The sequence below is a fragment of the Rhizobium lusitanum genome (assembly GCF_014189535.1).
Lineage (GTDB): Bacteria > Pseudomonadota > Alphaproteobacteria > Rhizobiales > Rhizobiaceae > Rhizobium > Rhizobium lusitanum_C.
In genome coordinates, this window is record NZ_CP050308.1 from 3,290,187 (window position 1) to 3,307,164 (window position 16,978).

At 62.6% G+C, this 16,978-nt stretch carries 14 protein-coding genes; 12 read left to right on the forward strand and 2 right to left on the reverse strand.

Annotated elements, in window-relative coordinates; translation table 11 throughout:
• The first annotated feature begins 1 nt into the window (after nucleotide 1).
• The 5 genes from HB780_RS29600 (at nucleotide 2) to HB780_RS29620 (ending at nucleotide 6,781) form a co-directional block, all read left to right on the forward strand.
• Nucleotides 2-985, forward strand: a complete 984-nt coding sequence (locus tag HB780_RS29600) for a bifunctional riboflavin kinase/FAD synthetase (protein ID WP_183691594.1) — start codon at nucleotides 2-4, stop codon at nucleotides 983-985.
• Nucleotides 986-1,120: 135 nt separating this feature from the next.
• Nucleotides 1,121-1,318, forward strand: coding sequence for a DUF3311 domain-containing protein (locus tag HB780_RS29605; protein WP_183691596.1), 198 nt, complete (start codon nucleotides 1,121-1,123; stop codon nucleotides 1,316-1,318).
• Nucleotides 1,308-2,783: a monocarboxylate uptake permease MctP gene (mctP, locus tag HB780_RS29610; protein WP_183691598.1), complete on the forward strand. Its 1,476-nt coding sequence runs from the start codon at nucleotides 1,308-1,310 to the stop codon at nucleotides 2,781-2,783. The genes HB780_RS29605 and mctP overlap by 11 nt, the downstream gene beginning before the upstream one ends.
• Before the next feature lie 298 nt (nucleotides 2,784-3,081).
• Complete coding sequence (gene ileS / locus HB780_RS29615) at nucleotides 3,082-6,015, forward strand: isoleucine--tRNA ligase (RefSeq protein WP_183691600.1); 2,934 nt, start codon at nucleotides 3,082-3,084, stop codon at nucleotides 6,013-6,015.
• 133 nt (nucleotides 6,016-6,148) lie between these two features.
• Nucleotides 6,149-6,781 carry a hypothetical protein gene (locus tag HB780_RS29620; RefSeq protein WP_183691601.1) on the forward strand — a complete coding sequence of 211 codons (633 nt, stop codon included), beginning with the start codon at nucleotides 6,149-6,151 and terminating at the stop codon, nucleotides 6,779-6,781.
• A 41-nt stretch (nucleotides 6,782-6,822) separates the two neighbouring features.
• Here the strand turns inward: HB780_RS29620 and HB780_RS29625 are convergent, their stop codons facing one another.
• Complete coding sequence (locus HB780_RS29625; RefSeq protein ID WP_007699793.1) at nucleotides 6,823-7,281, reverse strand: nucleoside deaminase; 459 nt, start codon at nucleotides 7,279-7,281, stop codon at nucleotides 6,823-6,825.
• Nucleotides 7,282-7,353: 72 nt separating this feature from the next.
• Between HB780_RS29625 and HB780_RS29630 the strand changes: the two genes are divergently transcribed.
• The 3 genes from HB780_RS29630 to HB780_RS29640 are packed head-to-tail and all read left to right on the forward strand — an operon-like array spanning nucleotide 7,354 to nucleotide 10,908.
• The gene (locus HB780_RS29630; RefSeq protein ID WP_183691603.1) at nucleotides 7,354-9,453 is read left to right on the forward strand and encodes a pseudouridine synthase; all 2,100 of its coding nucleotides are present in this window, start codon (nucleotides 7,354-7,356) and stop codon (nucleotides 9,451-9,453) included.
• Between the two features lie 6 nt (nucleotides 9,454-9,459).
• Entirely contained in the window at nucleotides 9,460-10,026 is a 567-nt protein-coding gene (gene rsmD, locus HB780_RS29635) for a 16S rRNA (guanine(966)-N(2))-methyltransferase RsmD (RefSeq protein WP_183691605.1), read from the forward strand.
• 18 nt (nucleotides 10,027-10,044) lie between these two features.
• Complete coding sequence (locus HB780_RS29640) at nucleotides 10,045-10,908, forward strand: patatin-like phospholipase family protein (protein WP_183691607.1); 864 nt, start codon at nucleotides 10,045-10,047, stop codon at nucleotides 10,906-10,908.
• A gap of 56 nt (nucleotides 10,909-10,964) precedes the next feature.
• Here HB780_RS29640 and HB780_RS29645 read toward each other — a convergent pair whose 3' ends face one another.
• Nucleotides 10,965-12,785, reverse strand: a complete 1,821-nt coding sequence (locus HB780_RS29645; protein ID WP_183691609.1) for a monovalent cation:proton antiporter-2 (CPA2) family protein — start codon at nucleotides 12,783-12,785, stop codon at nucleotides 10,965-10,967.
• A 149-nt stretch (nucleotides 12,786-12,934) separates the two neighbouring features.
• On the opposite strand from HB780_RS29645, the gene HB780_RS29650 reads away from it, so the two are divergent.
• The 4 genes from HB780_RS29650 (at nucleotide 12,935) to waaA (ending at nucleotide 16,975) form a co-directional block, all read left to right on the forward strand.
• Nucleotides 12,935-14,284, forward strand: coding sequence for a TldD/PmbA family protein (locus tag HB780_RS29650; protein WP_183691611.1), 1,350 nt, complete (start codon nucleotides 12,935-12,937; stop codon nucleotides 14,282-14,284).
• A gap of 80 nt (nucleotides 14,285-14,364) precedes the next feature.
• Nucleotides 14,365-15,174: a 3'(2'),5'-bisphosphate nucleotidase CysQ gene (locus HB780_RS29655; protein ID WP_183691613.1), complete on the forward strand. Its 810-nt coding sequence runs from the start codon at nucleotides 14,365-14,367 to the stop codon at nucleotides 15,172-15,174.
• Nucleotides 15,175-15,235: 61 nt separating this feature from the next.
• Complete coding sequence (locus HB780_RS29660; RefSeq protein ID WP_183691615.1) at nucleotides 15,236-15,475, forward strand: DUF4170 domain-containing protein; 240 nt, start codon at nucleotides 15,236-15,238, stop codon at nucleotides 15,473-15,475.
• A 180-nt stretch (nucleotides 15,476-15,655) separates the two neighbouring features.
• Nucleotides 15,656-16,975 carry a lipid IV(A) 3-deoxy-D-manno-octulosonic acid transferase gene (gene waaA, locus HB780_RS29665; protein WP_183691617.1) on the forward strand — a complete coding sequence of 440 codons (1,320 nt, stop codon included), beginning with the start codon at nucleotides 15,656-15,658 and terminating at the stop codon, nucleotides 16,973-16,975.
• The last annotated feature ends 3 nt before the right edge of the window (nucleotides 16,976-16,978 follow it).

Sequence of the window (16,978 nt, forward strand, 5' to 3'; positions counted from 1 at the left end):
GATGACCGTTTTCCATCGCAACGAGACCCGCGAGCCGCTGCCCGACAATCTGAAGGGCGGCGTCATCGCCATCGGCAATTTCGATGGCGTGCATCGCGGCCATCAATCTGTGCTCGATCGCGCGCTGGAGATTGCCCGGGAGCGCGGCGTGCCGGCGCTGGTCTTGACCTTCGAGCCGCATCCACGCACCGTCTTCAAGCCCGATCATCCGGTGTTCCGCGTGACGCCGGCGCCGCTAAAGGCCCGTCTCCTCGAAGCGATGGGCTTCAACGCTGTCATCGAATATCCCTTCGACCGGGCCTTTTCGCAGCGCTCCGCCGACGAGTTCGTCCATTCGATCCTGATCGACTGGCTGCATGCGTCCGAAGTCGTCACCGGCTTCGATTTCCATTTCGGCCATGATCGCCAGGGCGGCCCGGCCTTCCTGATGAATGCCGGCAGCAAGCATGGTTTCGGCGTGACGCTGATCGACGCCTTCCGCGATGAAAATGCCGACGTGGTTTCGTCGAGCCGCATCCGGACATTGCTCACCGAAGGGGAGGTGGCCGAGGCCGCCGGCCTACTCGGTTATCGCTATACGGTCGAAGCCGAAGTGATCGGCGGCGAACAGCTTGGCCGCACACTCGGCTTCCCGACTGCTAACATGCGGCTGCCGCCCGAAGTGGAGCTGAAACCCGGTATCTACGCCGTGCGTTTCCGTGCCGCCGATGGCGTCATCCGCGATGCCGTCGCCAGCTATGGCCGTCGTCCGACGGTCACCGACAATGGCGCGCCGCTGCTCGAAACCTTCGTCTTCGATTTCAGCGGCGATCTCTACGGCCAGATCTGTTCCGTCTCCTTCTTCGGTTATCTTCGCCCCGAACTGAAGTTCGACGGCCTCGATCCGCTGGTGGCGCAGATCAAGAGGGACGAGGAAGAGGCGAGGGCGCTGCTCGCCGGCATCCGTCCGCTCGGCGACATCGATCGGGCCATCGCCTTTTCCTGATGTTGCGCAAGGGATTGGGTGGGTAAAGTTTGCCGCGCCGCAGCATTTTTTTGCCTTGAGCCAAGCGTCATATGCGTTAATCCTTATCCGCGATCAGGCGTGAGTCGGTGCGCCAGTCTCCGAAAGGCACTCGAAATGGATAAACGCTTTGGGACGGCGGCCTGCTGGCTGCTTGTCATTCCCTATATTGGCTTGCTCTGGGTCCCCTTTTACAACGCTCACGATCCGGTTCTCTTCGGTTTCCCCTTCTTCTATTGGTACCAGCTCGCCTGGGTGCCGATCACCGCTTTCCTGACCTGGATCGCCTACCGGAGCATGCGCCATGATGACTGATATCGACCCGACGGCACTTGCCGTCTTCATTTTCTTCATGGTGCTGGTAACCGTCATGGGCTTTGTCGCCGCGCGCTGGCGCAGGCCGAAGACCCTTGCCAGTATCGACGAATGGGGCCTTGGCGGCCGCAACTTCGGCACCTGGATCACCTGGTTCCTCGTCGGCGGCGACTTTTACACCGCCTATACCGTGATTGCCGTCCCGGCCCTGGTCTACACGGTCGGCGCCTATGGCTTCTTCGCGCTGCCCTATACGATCGTCGTTTATCCCTTCGTCTTCATGGTGATGCCGCTTCTCTGGAAGCGCGCGAAGGATCATGGCTACGTCACGGCGGGCGATGTCGTGCATGGTCAATACGGCTCGCGTGCGCTCGAACTGGCAGTTGCCGCGACCGGCGTCATCGCCACCATGCCCTATATCGCCTTGCAGCTCGTCGGCATGACGGCGGTGTTCAAGGCGCTGGGCCTGCATGGCGAATTCCCGCTCGCCGTCGCCTTCATCATCCTGGCGCTCTATACCTATTCGGCGGGCCTTCGCGCTCCGGCACTGATCGCCTTCGTCAAGGACATCATGATCTACATCGTGGTGATCGCTGCCATTGCGCTCATTCCGGCCAAGCTCGGCGGCTACGCCAATGTCTTTGCTTCCGCCGATGCGGCTTTCCAGGCCAAGGGGGCAGGCAGCCTGGTGCTCGGCGGCAACCAGTATGTCGCCTATGCGACGCTGGCGCTCGGCTCGGCGCTGGCTGCCTTCATGTATCCGCACACGCTGACCGGCATTTTTGCCTCCAACAGCGGCAACACCATCCGCAAGAATGCCGTGATGCTGCCGGCCTATACGCTGCTGCTCGGCCTGCTGGCCCTGCTCGGCTATATGGGCCACGCGGCAAATCTGAAGCTGGATAGCCCCAATGATGTCGTGCCGGCGCTGTTCCAGTCGCTGTTTTCAAGCTGGTTTGCCGGTTTCGCCTTCGCGGCCATCGCGATTGGTGCGCTGGTGCCGGCTGCCGTGATGAGCATTGGCGCCGCCAACCTCTTCACCCGCAACTTCTGGAAGGCTTACATCAATCCGCAGGTCTCTGATGCCGGCGAGGCGAAGGTTGCCAAGATGACCTCGCTGGTCGTCAAGGTCGGCGCGCTTCTCGTCATCATCTTCCTGCCGACGCAGTTCGCGCTTGACCTGCAGCTGCTCGGCGGCATCTGGATCCTGCAGACGCTGCCGGCGCTGGTCTTCGGCCTCTATACCAAGTGGTTCCGCGCGCCCGCTCTGCTGGCCGGCTGGGTCGTCGGCTTCTTTGGCGGTACCTATCTTGTCTGGGATGCCGGCTGGAAACCGCTGCATATGGTCTCTCTCGGAGATACCAGCTTCACCGTCTACACGGGACTGCTGGCGCTGGCCGCCAATATCATCGTGTCGGTGATCCTCAACGCGGTCATACCGGCGCGCGCTCCGGCCCACGCCTGATCGGGCCGGCTCCACAATCAGCCGCGGGCGGAAACGTCCGCGGCTTTTCTGTGCCTTGTCGCGGTGGATTCCTCTTCCTTTCCGCTCAAAAAGCGCTTATGAACCGCCCATTATGACCCAATTTCGGCTGAGCCTATCGATACGAATTATTGGCCCGGCCTTCCGCGCGCTTTAAGCTGCCGGAAGGTCCGGGTTCTTGGCGCCCGTTCTTGAGGCGCTACCGCCGCCGAAAAAATCCCCCTATGGCTGCGCCTTATTGGCGCGATATGCCCGAGACGCCGAGGCAATTGTCAGAACCATGACCGATACCGCTGAAAAACTCGACTATTCGAAGACCCTCTACCTGCCCGAGACCGATTTCCCGATGCGCGCCGGCCTGCCGCAGAAGGAGCCGGAGCTGGTCAAGCGCTGGCAGGAGATGGACCTCTACAAGGTGCTGCGCGCGTCCGCCGCCGGCCGTGAAAAGTTCGTGCTGCATGACGGCCCGCCCTATGCCAACGGCAACATCCATATCGGCCATGCGCTGAACAAGATCCTCAAGGACGTCATCACCCGCTCGTTCCAGATGCGCGGCTATGACAGCAACTATGTTCCGGGCTGGGACTGCCACGGCCTGCCGATCGAGTGGAAGATCGAGGAAAAATACCGCGAGAAGGGCAAGAACAAGGACGAGGTTCCGGTCAACGAATTCCGCCAGGAATGCCGTGACTTCGCCGCCGGCTGGATCAAGATCCAGTCCGAAGAGTTCAAGCGTCTTGGCATCGTCGGCGATTTCGACAATCCATATCTGACGATGAACTTCCACGCCGAATCCCGCATCGCCGGCGAGTTGCTGAAGATCGCCAAGACCGGCCAGCTTTATCGCGGTTCGAAGCCGGTCATGTGGTCGGTGGTCGAGCGCACGGCGTTGGCGGAAGCCGAAGTCGAATATGCCGACGTCGAGAGCGACATGATCTGGGTGAAGTTCCCGGTCGTGGAAGCAGAAATCAGTGAAGTTCGGAAAGGGGCGCTTCGTACAGCTAGTGATGCGCGACTGCAGGATTTGTTAAGTGCGTTTGTTGTCATCTGGACAACTACACCTTGGACGATCCCCGGCAATCGAGCGATTGCATATTCGTCACGAGTACCCTACGGGCTCTACAAAGTTACCGCAGCCGAGAATAGTTTTGGTCCGCAACCGGGCGAGAAACTTATCTTCGCGAAGCGGTTGGCAGAGGAGTGTGCTGCCAAAGCAAAGGTCAAACTTGAATCTATATGCGATTTGGAAGCCGAAGAGCTCGGCGCGCTCGTCTGCGCTCATCCGCTGGCTTCGCTCGGCTACGACTTCAAGGTTCCCCTGCTCGACGGCGATCATGTCACCGACGATGCCGGCACCGGCTTCGTGCATACCGCGCCCAGCCACGGCCGAGAGGACTTTGACGTCTGGATGGCCAATGCTCGCGCTGTGGAAGCGCGCGGTATCTCTTCGCGCATCCCGTTCCCGGTCGATGACGCCGGCTTCTACACCGCCGATGCCCCCGGTTTTGACGGCGGCCGCGTCATGGATGACAACGGTAAGAAGGGCAATGCCAACGATCTCGTCATCAAGGCTCTGATCGAGACGAGCACGCTCTTCGCGCGCGGACGCATGAAGCATTCCTATCCGCATTCCTGGCGTTCGAAGAAGCCGGTCATCTTCCGCAACACGCCGCAATGGTTCGTCTACATGGACAAGGACCTTGCCGACGGCACGACGCTGCGGTCTCGCGCGCTGAAGGCGATCGATGATACCCGCTTCGTGCCCGCCAGCGGCCAGAACCGCCTGCGCGCCATGATCGAGCAGCGCCCGGATTGGGTGCTCTCGCGCCAGCGCGCCTGGGGCGTTCCGATCGCGATCTTCGTCGACGATGAAGGCGAGATCCTGCAGGATGACGGCGTCAACGCCCGCATCCTGGAAGCTTTCGACGCGGAAGGGGCCGATGCCTGGTTTGCCGAAGGCGCGCGCGAGCGCTTCCTGGGCGAAAAGGCCAACGAGCCGTGGACGCAGGTCATGGATATCCTCGACGTCTGGTTCGACTCGGGCTCGACCCATACCTTCACGCTGGAAGATCGTCCGGACCTGAAATGGCCTGCCGATCTCTATCTCGAAGGCTCCGACCAGCATCGCGGCTGGTTCCATTCGTCGCTGCTCGAAAGTGCCGCGACGCGTGGCCGTGCGCCTTACGATGCCGTCCTCACCCATGGTTTCACCATGGATGAGAAGGGCGAGAAGATGTCGAAGTCCAAGGGCAACGTTACAGCGCCGCAAGAAGTGATGAAGGATGCAGGTGCCGATATCCTGCGCTTATGGGTGATGACCTCCGACTACGCGGAAGACCTGCGCGTCGGCAAGGCGATCATCCAGACCAACGTCGACGCCTATCGCAAGCTGCGCAACACCATCCGCTGGATGCTCGGCACGCTGGCGCACGACAAGGGCGAGGTGATCGCTTACGCCGATATGCCGGAGCTGGAGCAGCTGATGCTGCACCGTCTCGCCGAGCTCGATGAGCTCGTGCGCGAGAGCTACGACGCTTTCGACTTCAAGCGCATCGCCCGCGCGCTCATCGATTTCTCGAATGTCGAGCTTTCGGCCTTCTATTTCGATGTCCGCAAGGATGCGCTTTATTGCGACGCCCCGTCGAGCCTGCGCCGCCGCGCGGCCCTTGCCGTCATTCGCACGATTTTCGACTGCATGGTGACCTGGCTGGCGCCGATGCTGCCGTTCACGACGGAAGAAGCGTGGCTGTCGCGCAATCCATCGGCGGTCTCGGTGCATCTCGAACAGTTTCCCGCCGTTCCCACCGAATGGAAGAACGAGGCGCTGGCCGAGAAGTGGAAGAAGATCCGCGCCGTGCGCAGCGTCGTCACCGGCGCTTTGGAAATCGAGCGCAAGGACAAGCGCATCGGCTCCTCGCTGGAAGCCGCTCCCGTTGTCTATGTCGCCGATCCGGAGCTGGTGAAGGCGCTGGAGGGGCAGGATCTGGCTGAGATCTGCATCACCTCCGGCATCACCGTCAGCGCTGGCGAAGGCCCGGCCGATGCCTTCCGTCTGGACGACGCCGCCAAGGTAAGCGTCGTGCCGACACTGGCCGAAGGCCGCAAATGTGCCCGTTCCTGGCGCATCACCACCGACGTTGGGTCCGATCAGGAATATCCCGACGTCTCGGCGCGTGACGCCGCGGCCTTGCGCGAATTGGCGGTGGGCAACTGAAGAAAATTGCCGGGTGAATTGCCTTCGAGGCGTTCATCCGGTAAAAGCTGCCTGAAAATGGCCCGATTTTTGCGGCAGTTGGCATGAATTGGGGTCCGCGATAGTTGCACCGGCATGGCTGGGAAGGGTTTTCATGAGAGCGATGCATAGGGTTCGTGTTGGCGTCAGCTTGGCGGCACTCGTGGTTGGCTGCGGTCTGATGTCCGGCTGCTTGAGCAGCCCGAGATACGGCACGGACAAGACCGCCGGCGTGCAGCTCTTGGACGACCTCGGCGACATCGCCTCTATTTCGGCCGCCACGCCGAAGGACAAGGGTGTGATTTATCCGAACCGCCCCGGTCTGGTTCTCCCCGCTGCAAACCAGAGGGAAGCCTTGACCACGCCACAGCAGACGCTGGCGAGCAAGGATAACCCGGCCTGGCTGGAATCGCCGGAAGATGCGCGCAAGCGTCTGGCTGAAGAGGCCGACCAGAACAAGAACGACGTCAATTATCGCTCGCCGCTCGCTCAGGCTGACAGCGGCCGCAACCGCAAGACGGAAGTGGAGCAGACGGCAGCTTATCGCGCCGCGCGCCAGGATCAGGCAGGCACCTATAATCAGCGCCGCTATCTGATCGATCCGCCGCAGCAATATCGTCAGGTCTCCGACCCGACGGCGTTGAGCGATGTCGGTACGCCCGAGAGCAAAAAGGAAAAGCAGCGCAAGAAGGATGCCGAGGCAGCGCAGCAGTCCAACAGCAGCAGCTGGTGGAAGCCGTTCCAATAAGTCTTTCCGAGCATGAAGCGGCGGCCTGAACCGCCGCTTTTTTAGTCTTCCTGCCGTTTCAGTTGGAAGAATTCCCTGAGAATGTCAGCCGCATCCCGTTCGGCAATGCCCGAATAGACCTCCGGCGCGTGATGGCAGGTCGGCTGGCGATAGAAGCGCACGCCGTTGTCCACCCCGCCGCCTTTCGGATCTTCCGCGCCGTAATAGAGGCGGCGGATGCGGGCAAATGAGATGGCCGCCGCGCACATGGTGCAGGGCTCCAGCGTCACATAGAGATCGGCGCCCGTCAGGCGTTCCTGGCCGAGCGCCTCGCAGGCGATGCGGATCGCGGCGATTTCGGCATGGGCGGTGACGTCGTTGAGCTCGCGGGTGCGGTTGCCGGCTTTGGCGATGACGGCGTTGTCGAGCACGAGGACGGCTCCGATCGGCACTTCACCACGTGCTCCGGCGCTTCGTGCTTCGGCGAGCGCCAGCTTCATGAAGTGATTTGTATTCGCCATTTAAGATTTTCCACTTAACCGCAGGGGCGTGACCTGATAGGAACACGCCTTAAAAATTCAGGCAAACAACAAATGACAATGAATGACAAGCCCAAGCGGCCTGGGTCCAAGCCCTTTACCCGCGACACCAAGACGAAGCCAGCGATGAAACGCGACGATGCCAAGCCGATGAAGGCAGCGCCCGCCAGGGTGTCTGCAGAGATCGACGGTGGTGATGGAAAGGCCGAGCGCATTTCCAAGGTGATGGCGCGCGCCGGCGTGGCGTCTCGCCGCGATATCGAGCGTATGATCATGGACGGCCGCGTCAGGCTCAACGGCGTGCTGCTGGACAGCCCGGTCGTCAACGTGACGCTCGCCGACAAGATCGAAGTGGACGGTGTGCCGATCCGCGGCATCGAGCGCACGCGCCTCTGGCTCTATCACAAGCCAGCCGGCCTGGTGACCACCAATGCCGATCCGGAAGGACGCCCGACCGTCTTCGACAATCTGCCGGAAGAACTGCCGCGCGTCATGTCGATCGGCCGTCTCGACATCAACACCGAAGGCTTGTTGCTGCTCACCAATGACGGTGGCCTTGCCCGCGTGCTGGAACTGCCGACCACCGGCTGGCTGCGCCGCTATCGCGTGCGCGCCCATGGCGAGGTCAGTCAGGAAGCGCTCGACAAGCTGAAGGACGGCATTGCCGTTGATGGCGTGCTCTACGGCTCGATCGAAGCGACACTCGATCGTACGCAAGGATCCAACGTCTGGATCACCATGGGCCTGCGCGAAGGCAAGAACCGCGAAATCAAGAACGTGATGGGCGCGCTCGGTCTCGAGGTCAATCGCCTGATCCGCATTTCCTACGGGCCGTTCCAGCTCGGCGACCTGCCGGAAGGCCGGGCGCTGGAAGTGCGCGGCCGCACGCTGCGCGATCAGCTTGGCCCTCGTCTGGTCGAAGACGCCAAGGCGAATTTCGATGCGCCGCTGTACAACGCCTCGGCGCCTGCCGGCGAGGATGAGGCTGAAGCCAGGCCGGAGCGCGCCGCAAAACCGGAACGTGCCGCGAAAGAGGAGCGCCCGAGGCGCGACCGCGAGCGTCCTGAGGATAAGCGTGAACGCGCTTTGAGCCGTCTCGACACCAAGCGCGACGATCGTCGTGACGAAGGACGCCGAGAAGGTGGCCGCAACGAAGACGACCGCCCGAAGCGGCCGCCGCTCGGCGCGCGCCGCAACGCCAATGTCTGGATGGCGCCCGGCGCCCGTCCGCTCGGCGAGAAGGCTGCCGCGAAAGCTGCCAAGAATACCAGAACTGCCACCAAGCGTGGCGAGCCCGAGCGCCCGCAGCGCAGCGGCTTCGACCGTCCGGACGAAGGCCCGCGCGTTCGCGTCAACCGCGTCGCAGAGGCGGATGGCGAATGGATCCGCGCGAGCGAGGAAGCACCGCGCACGGCACGCGGCGATGACCAAGGTTCCGACCGAAAGCGCTCCGACCGCCCCCGTGGCGATCGCCCTCAAGGCGACCGTCCCCCGCGCGGTGACCGTCCTTTCGGTGACAAGCCCCGTGGTGATCGCCCCTATGGTGACAAGCCCCGCGGAGATAAAGCTTTTGGCGACCGTCCCCGCGGTGAACGTGGCTCGCGGCCCGAGGGCGGCGACCGCCCCCGTGCGAAATCATTCCAGGGCGAAGCCCGCTCGGAGCGTCCTCGTGGCGATCGGCCCTTCGGTGATAAGCCGCGCGGTGACCGCCCTTACGGCGACAAGCCTCGCAGTGACCGTCCGTATGGTGATAAGCCCCGTGGCGATCGAGCGTTCAGCGATCGTCCACGTGGCGATCGTCCCACGGGTGACCGTCGGCCCCGCGCCGAGGGTGAAGAGCGTCCGCGCGCCCGGTCGTTCGATAGCGAGCAGCGCTCCGAGCGCCCTCGTGGCGATCGCCCATTCGGTGATCGTCCTCCCCGTAGTGACCGTCCGCAAGGCGAACGTCCTGCCGGTGACCGGCCGGCCGGCCGGCCTTTCGGCAAGAAGCCGGACGGCGGCAAGTCCTTTGGTGGCGGCAAGCCTTCCGGAAAGCCCGGCGGCGCACGCAGTTTCTCGGGTAAGCCCGGCGGCGCTGGACGTCCGTCTCCTAGCCGCAGCGGTCCGAGCCGTGGTGGCCCCGGTAGGGGCGGCCCGAAGGGCGGAAAGGGTTAAGGCGCGGTGCGGATCGTCGGCGGTGAGTTTCGCGGTCGGTCGCTTGCGGTTCCGAAGTCGAACGATATTCGTCCGACGGCGGACCGCACGCGCGAGAGCCTGTTCAATATTCTGACCCATGCCTATCCCGAGGCGCTTGATGGCACGCGGATGATGGATATCTTCGCCGGCACGGGCGCTGTCGGCCTGGAAGCCGCCTCGCGCGGCTGCCGTCATGTGCTCTTCGTCGAAAGCAGCGTCGAGGGTCGTGGTCTGCTCTGGGAAAACATCGATGCGCTCGGCCTGCATGGCCGCACGCGCATGCTGCGGCGTGACGCCACCGATCTCGGCAGCGTCGGCAACCTCGAGCCTTTCGATTTCCTCTTCGCCGATCCGCCTTATGGCAAGGGTTTGGGCGAGAAGGCTTTCGCGACTGCTGCTGCGGGCCGCTGGCTGGTGCCGGGCGCGTTGGCGATCCTCGAAGAGCGGACAGACGTTGCAGTGACAGTCGCCCCGGATTTTCTCTTCCTCGAAGAGCGGACCTTCGGCGACAGCAAGATGCATTTCTTCCGTTATCAGCCCCGGCAGGCCTAGCGGCGGAGGGAGACGACCATGGGCGATTATGCTGATTTTGTCGGGAGCGACACGCTCGCGACATCGAGCACGCCGAGCGTCGCCGTCGCCTTCGGTTGCGGCGGCGCGCGTGGTCTCGCCCATATCCACATCATCGAGGCGCTGGACGAACTCGGCATTCGCCCGGTTGCGATCGCTGGCGCCTCCATCGGCTCGATCATGGGTGCGGCGATGGCGGCTGGGATGAGCGGCGCGGAAATCCGCGACTATACGCTCGCAACCGTCGGCAACCGCTCAGCCGTGCTCAACAAGATCTGGAGCCTCAGGCCCGCCACCGTGCGCAGCTTCCGGTTCGGCCAGTTCAATCTCGAGCGCATCCTGCGCGCCTTCATGCCGCCTGCCTTTCCCGAAGATTTCTCCGAACTGCACATCCCGCTGAAGGTGGTGACGACGGATTATTACGACCAGGCGGAGGTCGTGACCGAAAAGGGCGAGCTTTTCCCGGTGCTGGCCGCCTCCGCTGCCATTCCGGCCGTCTTCATGCCGGTCAAGGTCGGCGAGCGGGTGATGATCGACGGCGGCATCATGAACCCGGTTCCTTACGAGCATCTGGCCGGGCTTGCCGATATCATCATCGGCATCGACGTCGTCGGCGGGCCGGAAGGCGACGGCACCCAGTTTCCAAACCGCATCGAGAGCCTATTCGGTGCCGGCCAGTTGACCATGCAGTCCAACATCGCACTCAAGCTTCGGCTGCTAGCGCCGCAAATCTTCCTGCGGCCCTCCGTTGGCCGCACCGGCGTGCTTGATTTCCTGAAGGCGCGCGAGATCCTTGCCATGTCCGCAGGCGTCAAGGACGAACTGAAATTCGCCCTCGACCGGGTGATCACCGCGAAGAATTAGAGCAATTCCAGGAAAACTGTGCTGCGGTTTTCCGTCCGGAATTGCGTTGAAACGTTCTAAGCCCGTTCCGGCTCCTCCGCCGGTAAAGCGGAGAGATCGTCGTTGTCGCTGAAGATGTCGGCGGCGCGTTTGGGTTTGACCAGCGGTTCCGGCTTGACTGGGCGTGAGAAGAGCATGTCGCGCCCGGCTTGCAGCCCTTCGCTTGCTTGCAGCACCAGCCGCTGTTCGTCGCGCTTGCGGATATCCTCGCCGATCTCGTAGGCATCGGCTTCGCTGACACCGAGGGCTTCCAGCGTGCGGCGGCCGAAGAGCAGGCCGGATTCCAGCGTTTCGCGCAGCTCGTAGTCGACACCCTTGTTGCGCAGCTCGATCGAGTGGATGCGGTCATAGGAGCGGACGAAGATGCTGGCATGCGGATAGTCCGTCTGCACCAACTCGACGATCTTGTCGGTGATCTCGCGCTGATGTGTGCTGATGACGACGACCTTGGCATGGTCGATGCCGGCCGAGCGCAGCACGTCCTTGCGGGTGCCGTCGCCGAAATAGATGCGGAAGCCGAAATTCGAGGCCTGGCGGATACGGTCTGCGGAAAAGTCGATGACGGTGACGTCGCGGCCGCCGGCAAGCAGGATCTGCGCGGCGATCTGGCCGAAACGCGAGAAGCCGATCATCAGCACGTCGGAGCCCGCGCCCTCGAAATCCTCGTCCAGCTCCTCGTGCGTATCGCCGCTCAAGAGGCGCTTCGAAAGCGCGGAGCCGAGCGGCGTCAGCGCCATCGAGAGCGTGACGATCGCGATCAGCATTGAGGCAGTACTGGCGGAGAAAAGTCCGCCGCTGGCGCTGGCCGTGCTGAACAGCACGAAACCAAATTCACCGCCCTGAGGCAGCAGGCAGGCGATGCGGATGGCATCATTATGCGAGGAGCCGGTCGTGCGGCAGAGGACATAGATAACCAAGCCCTTGATGATCATCAGGACCGGGACTGCGAGCACGATCAGCACCCAGTTGTCGGCAATGACGTCCAGTTTCAGCGACAGGCCGACGGCGATGAAGAAAATGGCGAGCAGGATACCGCGGAAAGGCTCGATATCCGCCTCCAGCTCGTGGCGATAGGAGGATTCGGCCAGCATCACGCCGGAGAGGAAGGCGCCCATCGCCATCGAGAGGCCTGCGAGCTGCATCAAGGTCGCCGAACCCATGACGACCAAGAGTGCGGCCGCGATCATCGCTTCGCGCGCACCGGTGCGCGCAATGATCTGGAACAGCGGCGTCAACAGGTAACGCCCGGCAATGATCATTGCCGCGACAGCACCAACGGCAATAGCAAGGTCCGGTATTGGATTGGAAGCCTCCTTCGGCCCGTCGAGAACGGTGACAAGGGCAAGCAGCGGCACGATCGCCAGATCCTGCAACAGCAGCATGGAGAAGGAGCGCTGGCCGTATTTCGTGTTGACGTCGCCCTCCTGTTCGAGGATCTGCATGGCGAAGGCCGTGGACGACAGCGCCAGGCCGAAGCCGACAATGATGCTGCCACGCCAACCGGTGATATTGGCGAGATAGGCGGCGAGCGTCAGTGCCAGTCCGCTGAGCACCACCTGCGCAGTGCCGAGGCCGAAAATGTCGCGCCGCATCTGCCATAGGCGCGATGGCTTCAATTCCAGGCCGATGATGAACAGCAGGAAGACGACGCCGAGTTCCGCCACCGCAAGCACAGCCTCGCTATCACCGATGCCGTGCAGCACCGGGCCGATGACGACGCCGGCGGCGAGGTAGCCAAGCACGGTGCCAAGCCCCAATTTCTTGAAGATCGGCGCGGTGACGACAGCGCCTCCGAGCAGCATCAGGGTTTCGGTGAAGAGGGCATTGGGCGCGGACATCGTCTGTTTCTCTCTGTGGGCAGTCGGTGTTGCGGCGCATGATCGTCAGAAACAACCATGCGTGACGACATTCGGACAAGAATCGGCTTCACCGCCCTTGTAGCTTTATGTAGTGCACAATAAATGGAACGCGAAGGAAAGGCCAAATCATGTCCTCAGAAATCGATTCCGCCACTCTGCTTTCCCGCGCCAGCCAGTTGATCGACCTCGCCCGGAAAGCCGGGGCGGATGCGGCCGATGCCGTGGTCGTTCGCTCGCGTTCGCAATCCGTCAGCGTTCGTCTCGGCAAGGTCGAGGGCACAGAATCCTCCGAAAGCGATGATTTTTCGCTGCGGGTCTTCGTCGGCAACCGTGTCGCCAGCGTTTCGGCCAATCTAGGCTTCGACCTGCAGGCGCTCGCCGAGCGTGCCGTCACCATGGCCAAGGTCTCGCCGGAAGATCCCTTTGCCTGCCTCGCCGACGACGCCGATCTGGCCAAAAGTTACCCCGACCTCGACCTCTTCGATCCGACCGAGGTTTCGTCTGCCGAGTTGCGCGAGGCGGCCCTTGAGATGGAGGAGGCAGCGCTCGCCGTTTCCGGCGTCAGCAATTCTTCCGGCTCGGGCGCATCCGCCGGCATGGGTGGCATGGTGCTTGTCACCTCGCATGGCTTTGCCGGCCACTATATGGGCTCGCGTTTCGGCCGTTCCGTCAGCGTCATTGCCGGCGAAGGCACAGGCATGGAACGGGACTATGATTTCGACAGCCGCCTCTATTTCGCTGATCTGGATGCCTCCGCGGATATCGGCCGCCGTGCCGGCGAGCGGGTGGTCAAGCGCGTCAATCCGCGTCAGGTGCCGACCGGCAAGGACGTGACCGTCGTTTTCGATCCGCGCGTGGCGCGTGGGTTCGTCGGTCATATCGCCGGCGCGATCAACGGCGCGTCCGTTGCCCGCAAGAGCAGTTTCCTGCGCGACAAGATGGGCGAGCGGGTGCTGAAAGCCGGCCTGTCGATCACCGACGATCCGCTGATCGTGCGTGGCTCCGCCTCGCGTCCCTTCGATGGCGAAGGTGTTACCGGCAAGCGGCTGGTGATGATTGAGGACGGCGTCCTGAAGCACTGGTTCCTGTCCACCTCGACGGCGCGCGAGATCGGCGGTCTCAAGACCAACGGTCGCGGCGCGCGCGGTGGCACGTCGGTTTCTCCGTCCTCCTCCAATCTGGCGCTGGAGCCCGGCGATATCTCGCCGGAAGAGCTGATCCGCAATGTCGGCAACGGCTTTTACGTCACCGAGCTGATTGGGCAGGGCGTCAACATGATCACCGGCGAATACAGCCGCGGCGCCACCGGCTTCTGGATCGAGAACGGTGAATTGACTTTCGCGGTTTCGGAGGTGACGATCGCCTCCAACCTCAAGGACATGTTCATGCGCGTGACGCAGGCCAACGATATCGACCGCGATTTCAGCGTTGCCGCGCCGACGCTCGCCATTGAGGGCATGACGCTGGCCGGGCGTTGACTATGATCCCGAAAAGTGTGCAGCGGTTTTCGGACAAGATCATAGCCAGCACATAGCCACCCAGAGATTGGACTTTGTGAATGGATGATAGCCAGAAGGGCGCTGCATCGAGCGACCTGGACCTGATCGTCGAGGCGGCGCGTCAGGCAGGCGAGGTCGCTCTTGGCTTCTTCCGGCAGTCGCCCGAGGTCTGGTGGAAGAATGAAGGGCGATCGCCCGTCAGTGCCGCCGATTTCGCCGCCAACGAGACTTTGGCCTCCATCCTGCGCCCGGCGCGGCCCGGTTACGGCTGGCTTTCGGAAGAGACGGATGACGATGCCGAGCGGCTGTCGCATGAAACCGTTTTCGTTGTCGATCCGATTGACGGCACGCGCGGCTTCCTCTCGGGACTTGAACTGTGGTGCGTCAGCGTCGCCGTCGTCACCAATGGGCGCCCGACGGCAGGCGTGCTCTACGCACCGGCGCTGAACGAATTGTTCGTCGCGACCAAGAGCGGCCCGGCGCTGAAGAATGGCGAGCCGATCGCCGTTTCCGGCAGAATGGGGCATGACGTCCAAAGGCTTGCGACCGCCGAGGACGCGCTTCACGGACTAAGCCCGGATTTCCGCAAGACAATCGAGCGGGTGAAGCATGTGCCCTCGCTTGCCTATCGCCTTGCCATGGTCGCCGACGGTCGGCTCGAGGGGACGATCGTCAAGCGCAACTCCCACGATTGGGATCTTGCCGCCGCCGATCTCATCCTGGAGCGGGCGGGCGGCGCGCTGGTCGACCTCTCTGGCCAACCGCTCAACTACAATCGCGCCGATGTCTCCCACGGCGAACTCTGTGGCGCACCGGCTGTCCATTTGCCGGAACTCCTGCGCCAGCTTGCCCACAGACGAGACGGTTGACGTTTCGGTCAAAATCCCGCAGAGGAAGTGCGGAGGGGGACGACAGCAGAAAGAGACGAAAATGACCGTTACCAGCGATAAAAAGCAGCTCCTGCACCTCGTATTCGGCGGGGAATTGGAGAACCTTGAGGAAGTACAGTTCCGCAACCTGAAGGAACTCGACATTGTCGGCATGTATCCCGACTATGCGACCGCGTTGACGGCTTGGAAGTCGAAGGCGCAGCAGACTGTCGACAACGCTCACATGCGTTATTTCATCGTCCATCTGCATCGTTTGCTTGATCCGGACAAGGCATCCTGAAGCCGCGTTTCGCTCCATTTTACATTTGATATTTCCGTCCGGAGGGGCATTGTCGCTTTCAATCCGGTTATCACGCGGTATTTTTGACGCAATCAGAACGAAGAGTCGGCCGATCTTTCGGCCGTTGAACAGTTGGGATTTGGCATCGATGACGATCAGCTTGGATCGGAGGCAGTCGAGATGAGCAGCCTCAGGGCGCGCCTCGCTTTGGGTGCTTACCGCTTTGGCGGCATTGCGATCTATCCCCTGATCGGGCCTTATCTCGCGTTTCGTGCCGCCAAGGGCAAGGAAGACAGCTCCCGTCGGCTGGAGCGTTCCGGCTATGCCAGCGCCAATCGCCCGCAGGGGCCGCTGATCTGGTTCCATGCCGCAAGCGTCGGCGAGACCTCGGCCGTCGTTCCCTTGATCCGCGAAATCCGTCGCCGCGATATTCACGTCATTTTGACCACGGGGACGATGACGTCGGCCAAGGTGACGCAGGAGCGTCTCGGCGACGAGGTCATCCACCAATATGTACCGCTGGATCTGAAGCCGGCCGTCAGCCGCTTCCTCGAATATTGGCAGCCCGATTGCGCCATCTTCGCCGAATCCGAAATCTGGCCAGCAACCGTGCTTGAGCTCGAGCGCCGGCGCATTCCGCAGATCCTCGTCAATGCCCGTATATCGGATCGTTCCTTTGCCCGCTGGAGCGGACATCCGTCGCTTTCCGAGGCGATGTTCGAAAAGCTCGCGCTGGTCGTTGCCCAATCCGATCTCGATGCCGAGCGCTTCCGCGATCTCGGCGCGCTGCAGGTCATCAAATCAGGCAATCTCAAGGTGGATACCGATGCGCCGCCCTATGATGCGCCGACGCTCGCCCGCTACATGAAGCAGATTGGCACCCGCAAGACCTGGGCTGCCGTCTCGACCTTCGAGGGCGAGGAGAATGCGGCGGCCGTCGTCCACAAGACGCTGACGGAGCATGACGGCCAGCTCACCATCATCGTGCCGCGCCATCCCGATCGCTGCGACGCAATCGAGGCGATGCTGGTCGAGCAGGGGCTGAAGGTCGCCCGCCGCACCCGCAACGATGTGCTCTCGCCGGATGTCGATGTCTTCCTTGGCGACACGATCGGCGAAATGGGCCTCTATCTGCGCATGACCGAGGTCGCCTTCATGGGCAAGTCGCTGTTGAACGAAGGCGGCCAGAACCCGCTGGAGCCGGCCATGCTCGGCTGCGCCATCCTGACGGGCGGCCATGTCCAGAATTTTCGCGACGCCTATCAATTGCTCGCCCGGCGCGGCAGCGCCCGCATGGTGCGCGACACCGAGATGCTGGCGCGGGGCGTGCATTATCTTTTGACCAACGACGCGGCGCGGCGCGCCATGATCGATGCCGGCTTCATCGCTGTGCATGAGATGCGCGGAGCGCTGGCCGCCACTATCAAGGGGCTGGAGCCCTACATCAATCCGCTGACCGTGAAGGCGCGGCTGATGCCGAAGACAATGGCGCAGGGGTAAGAG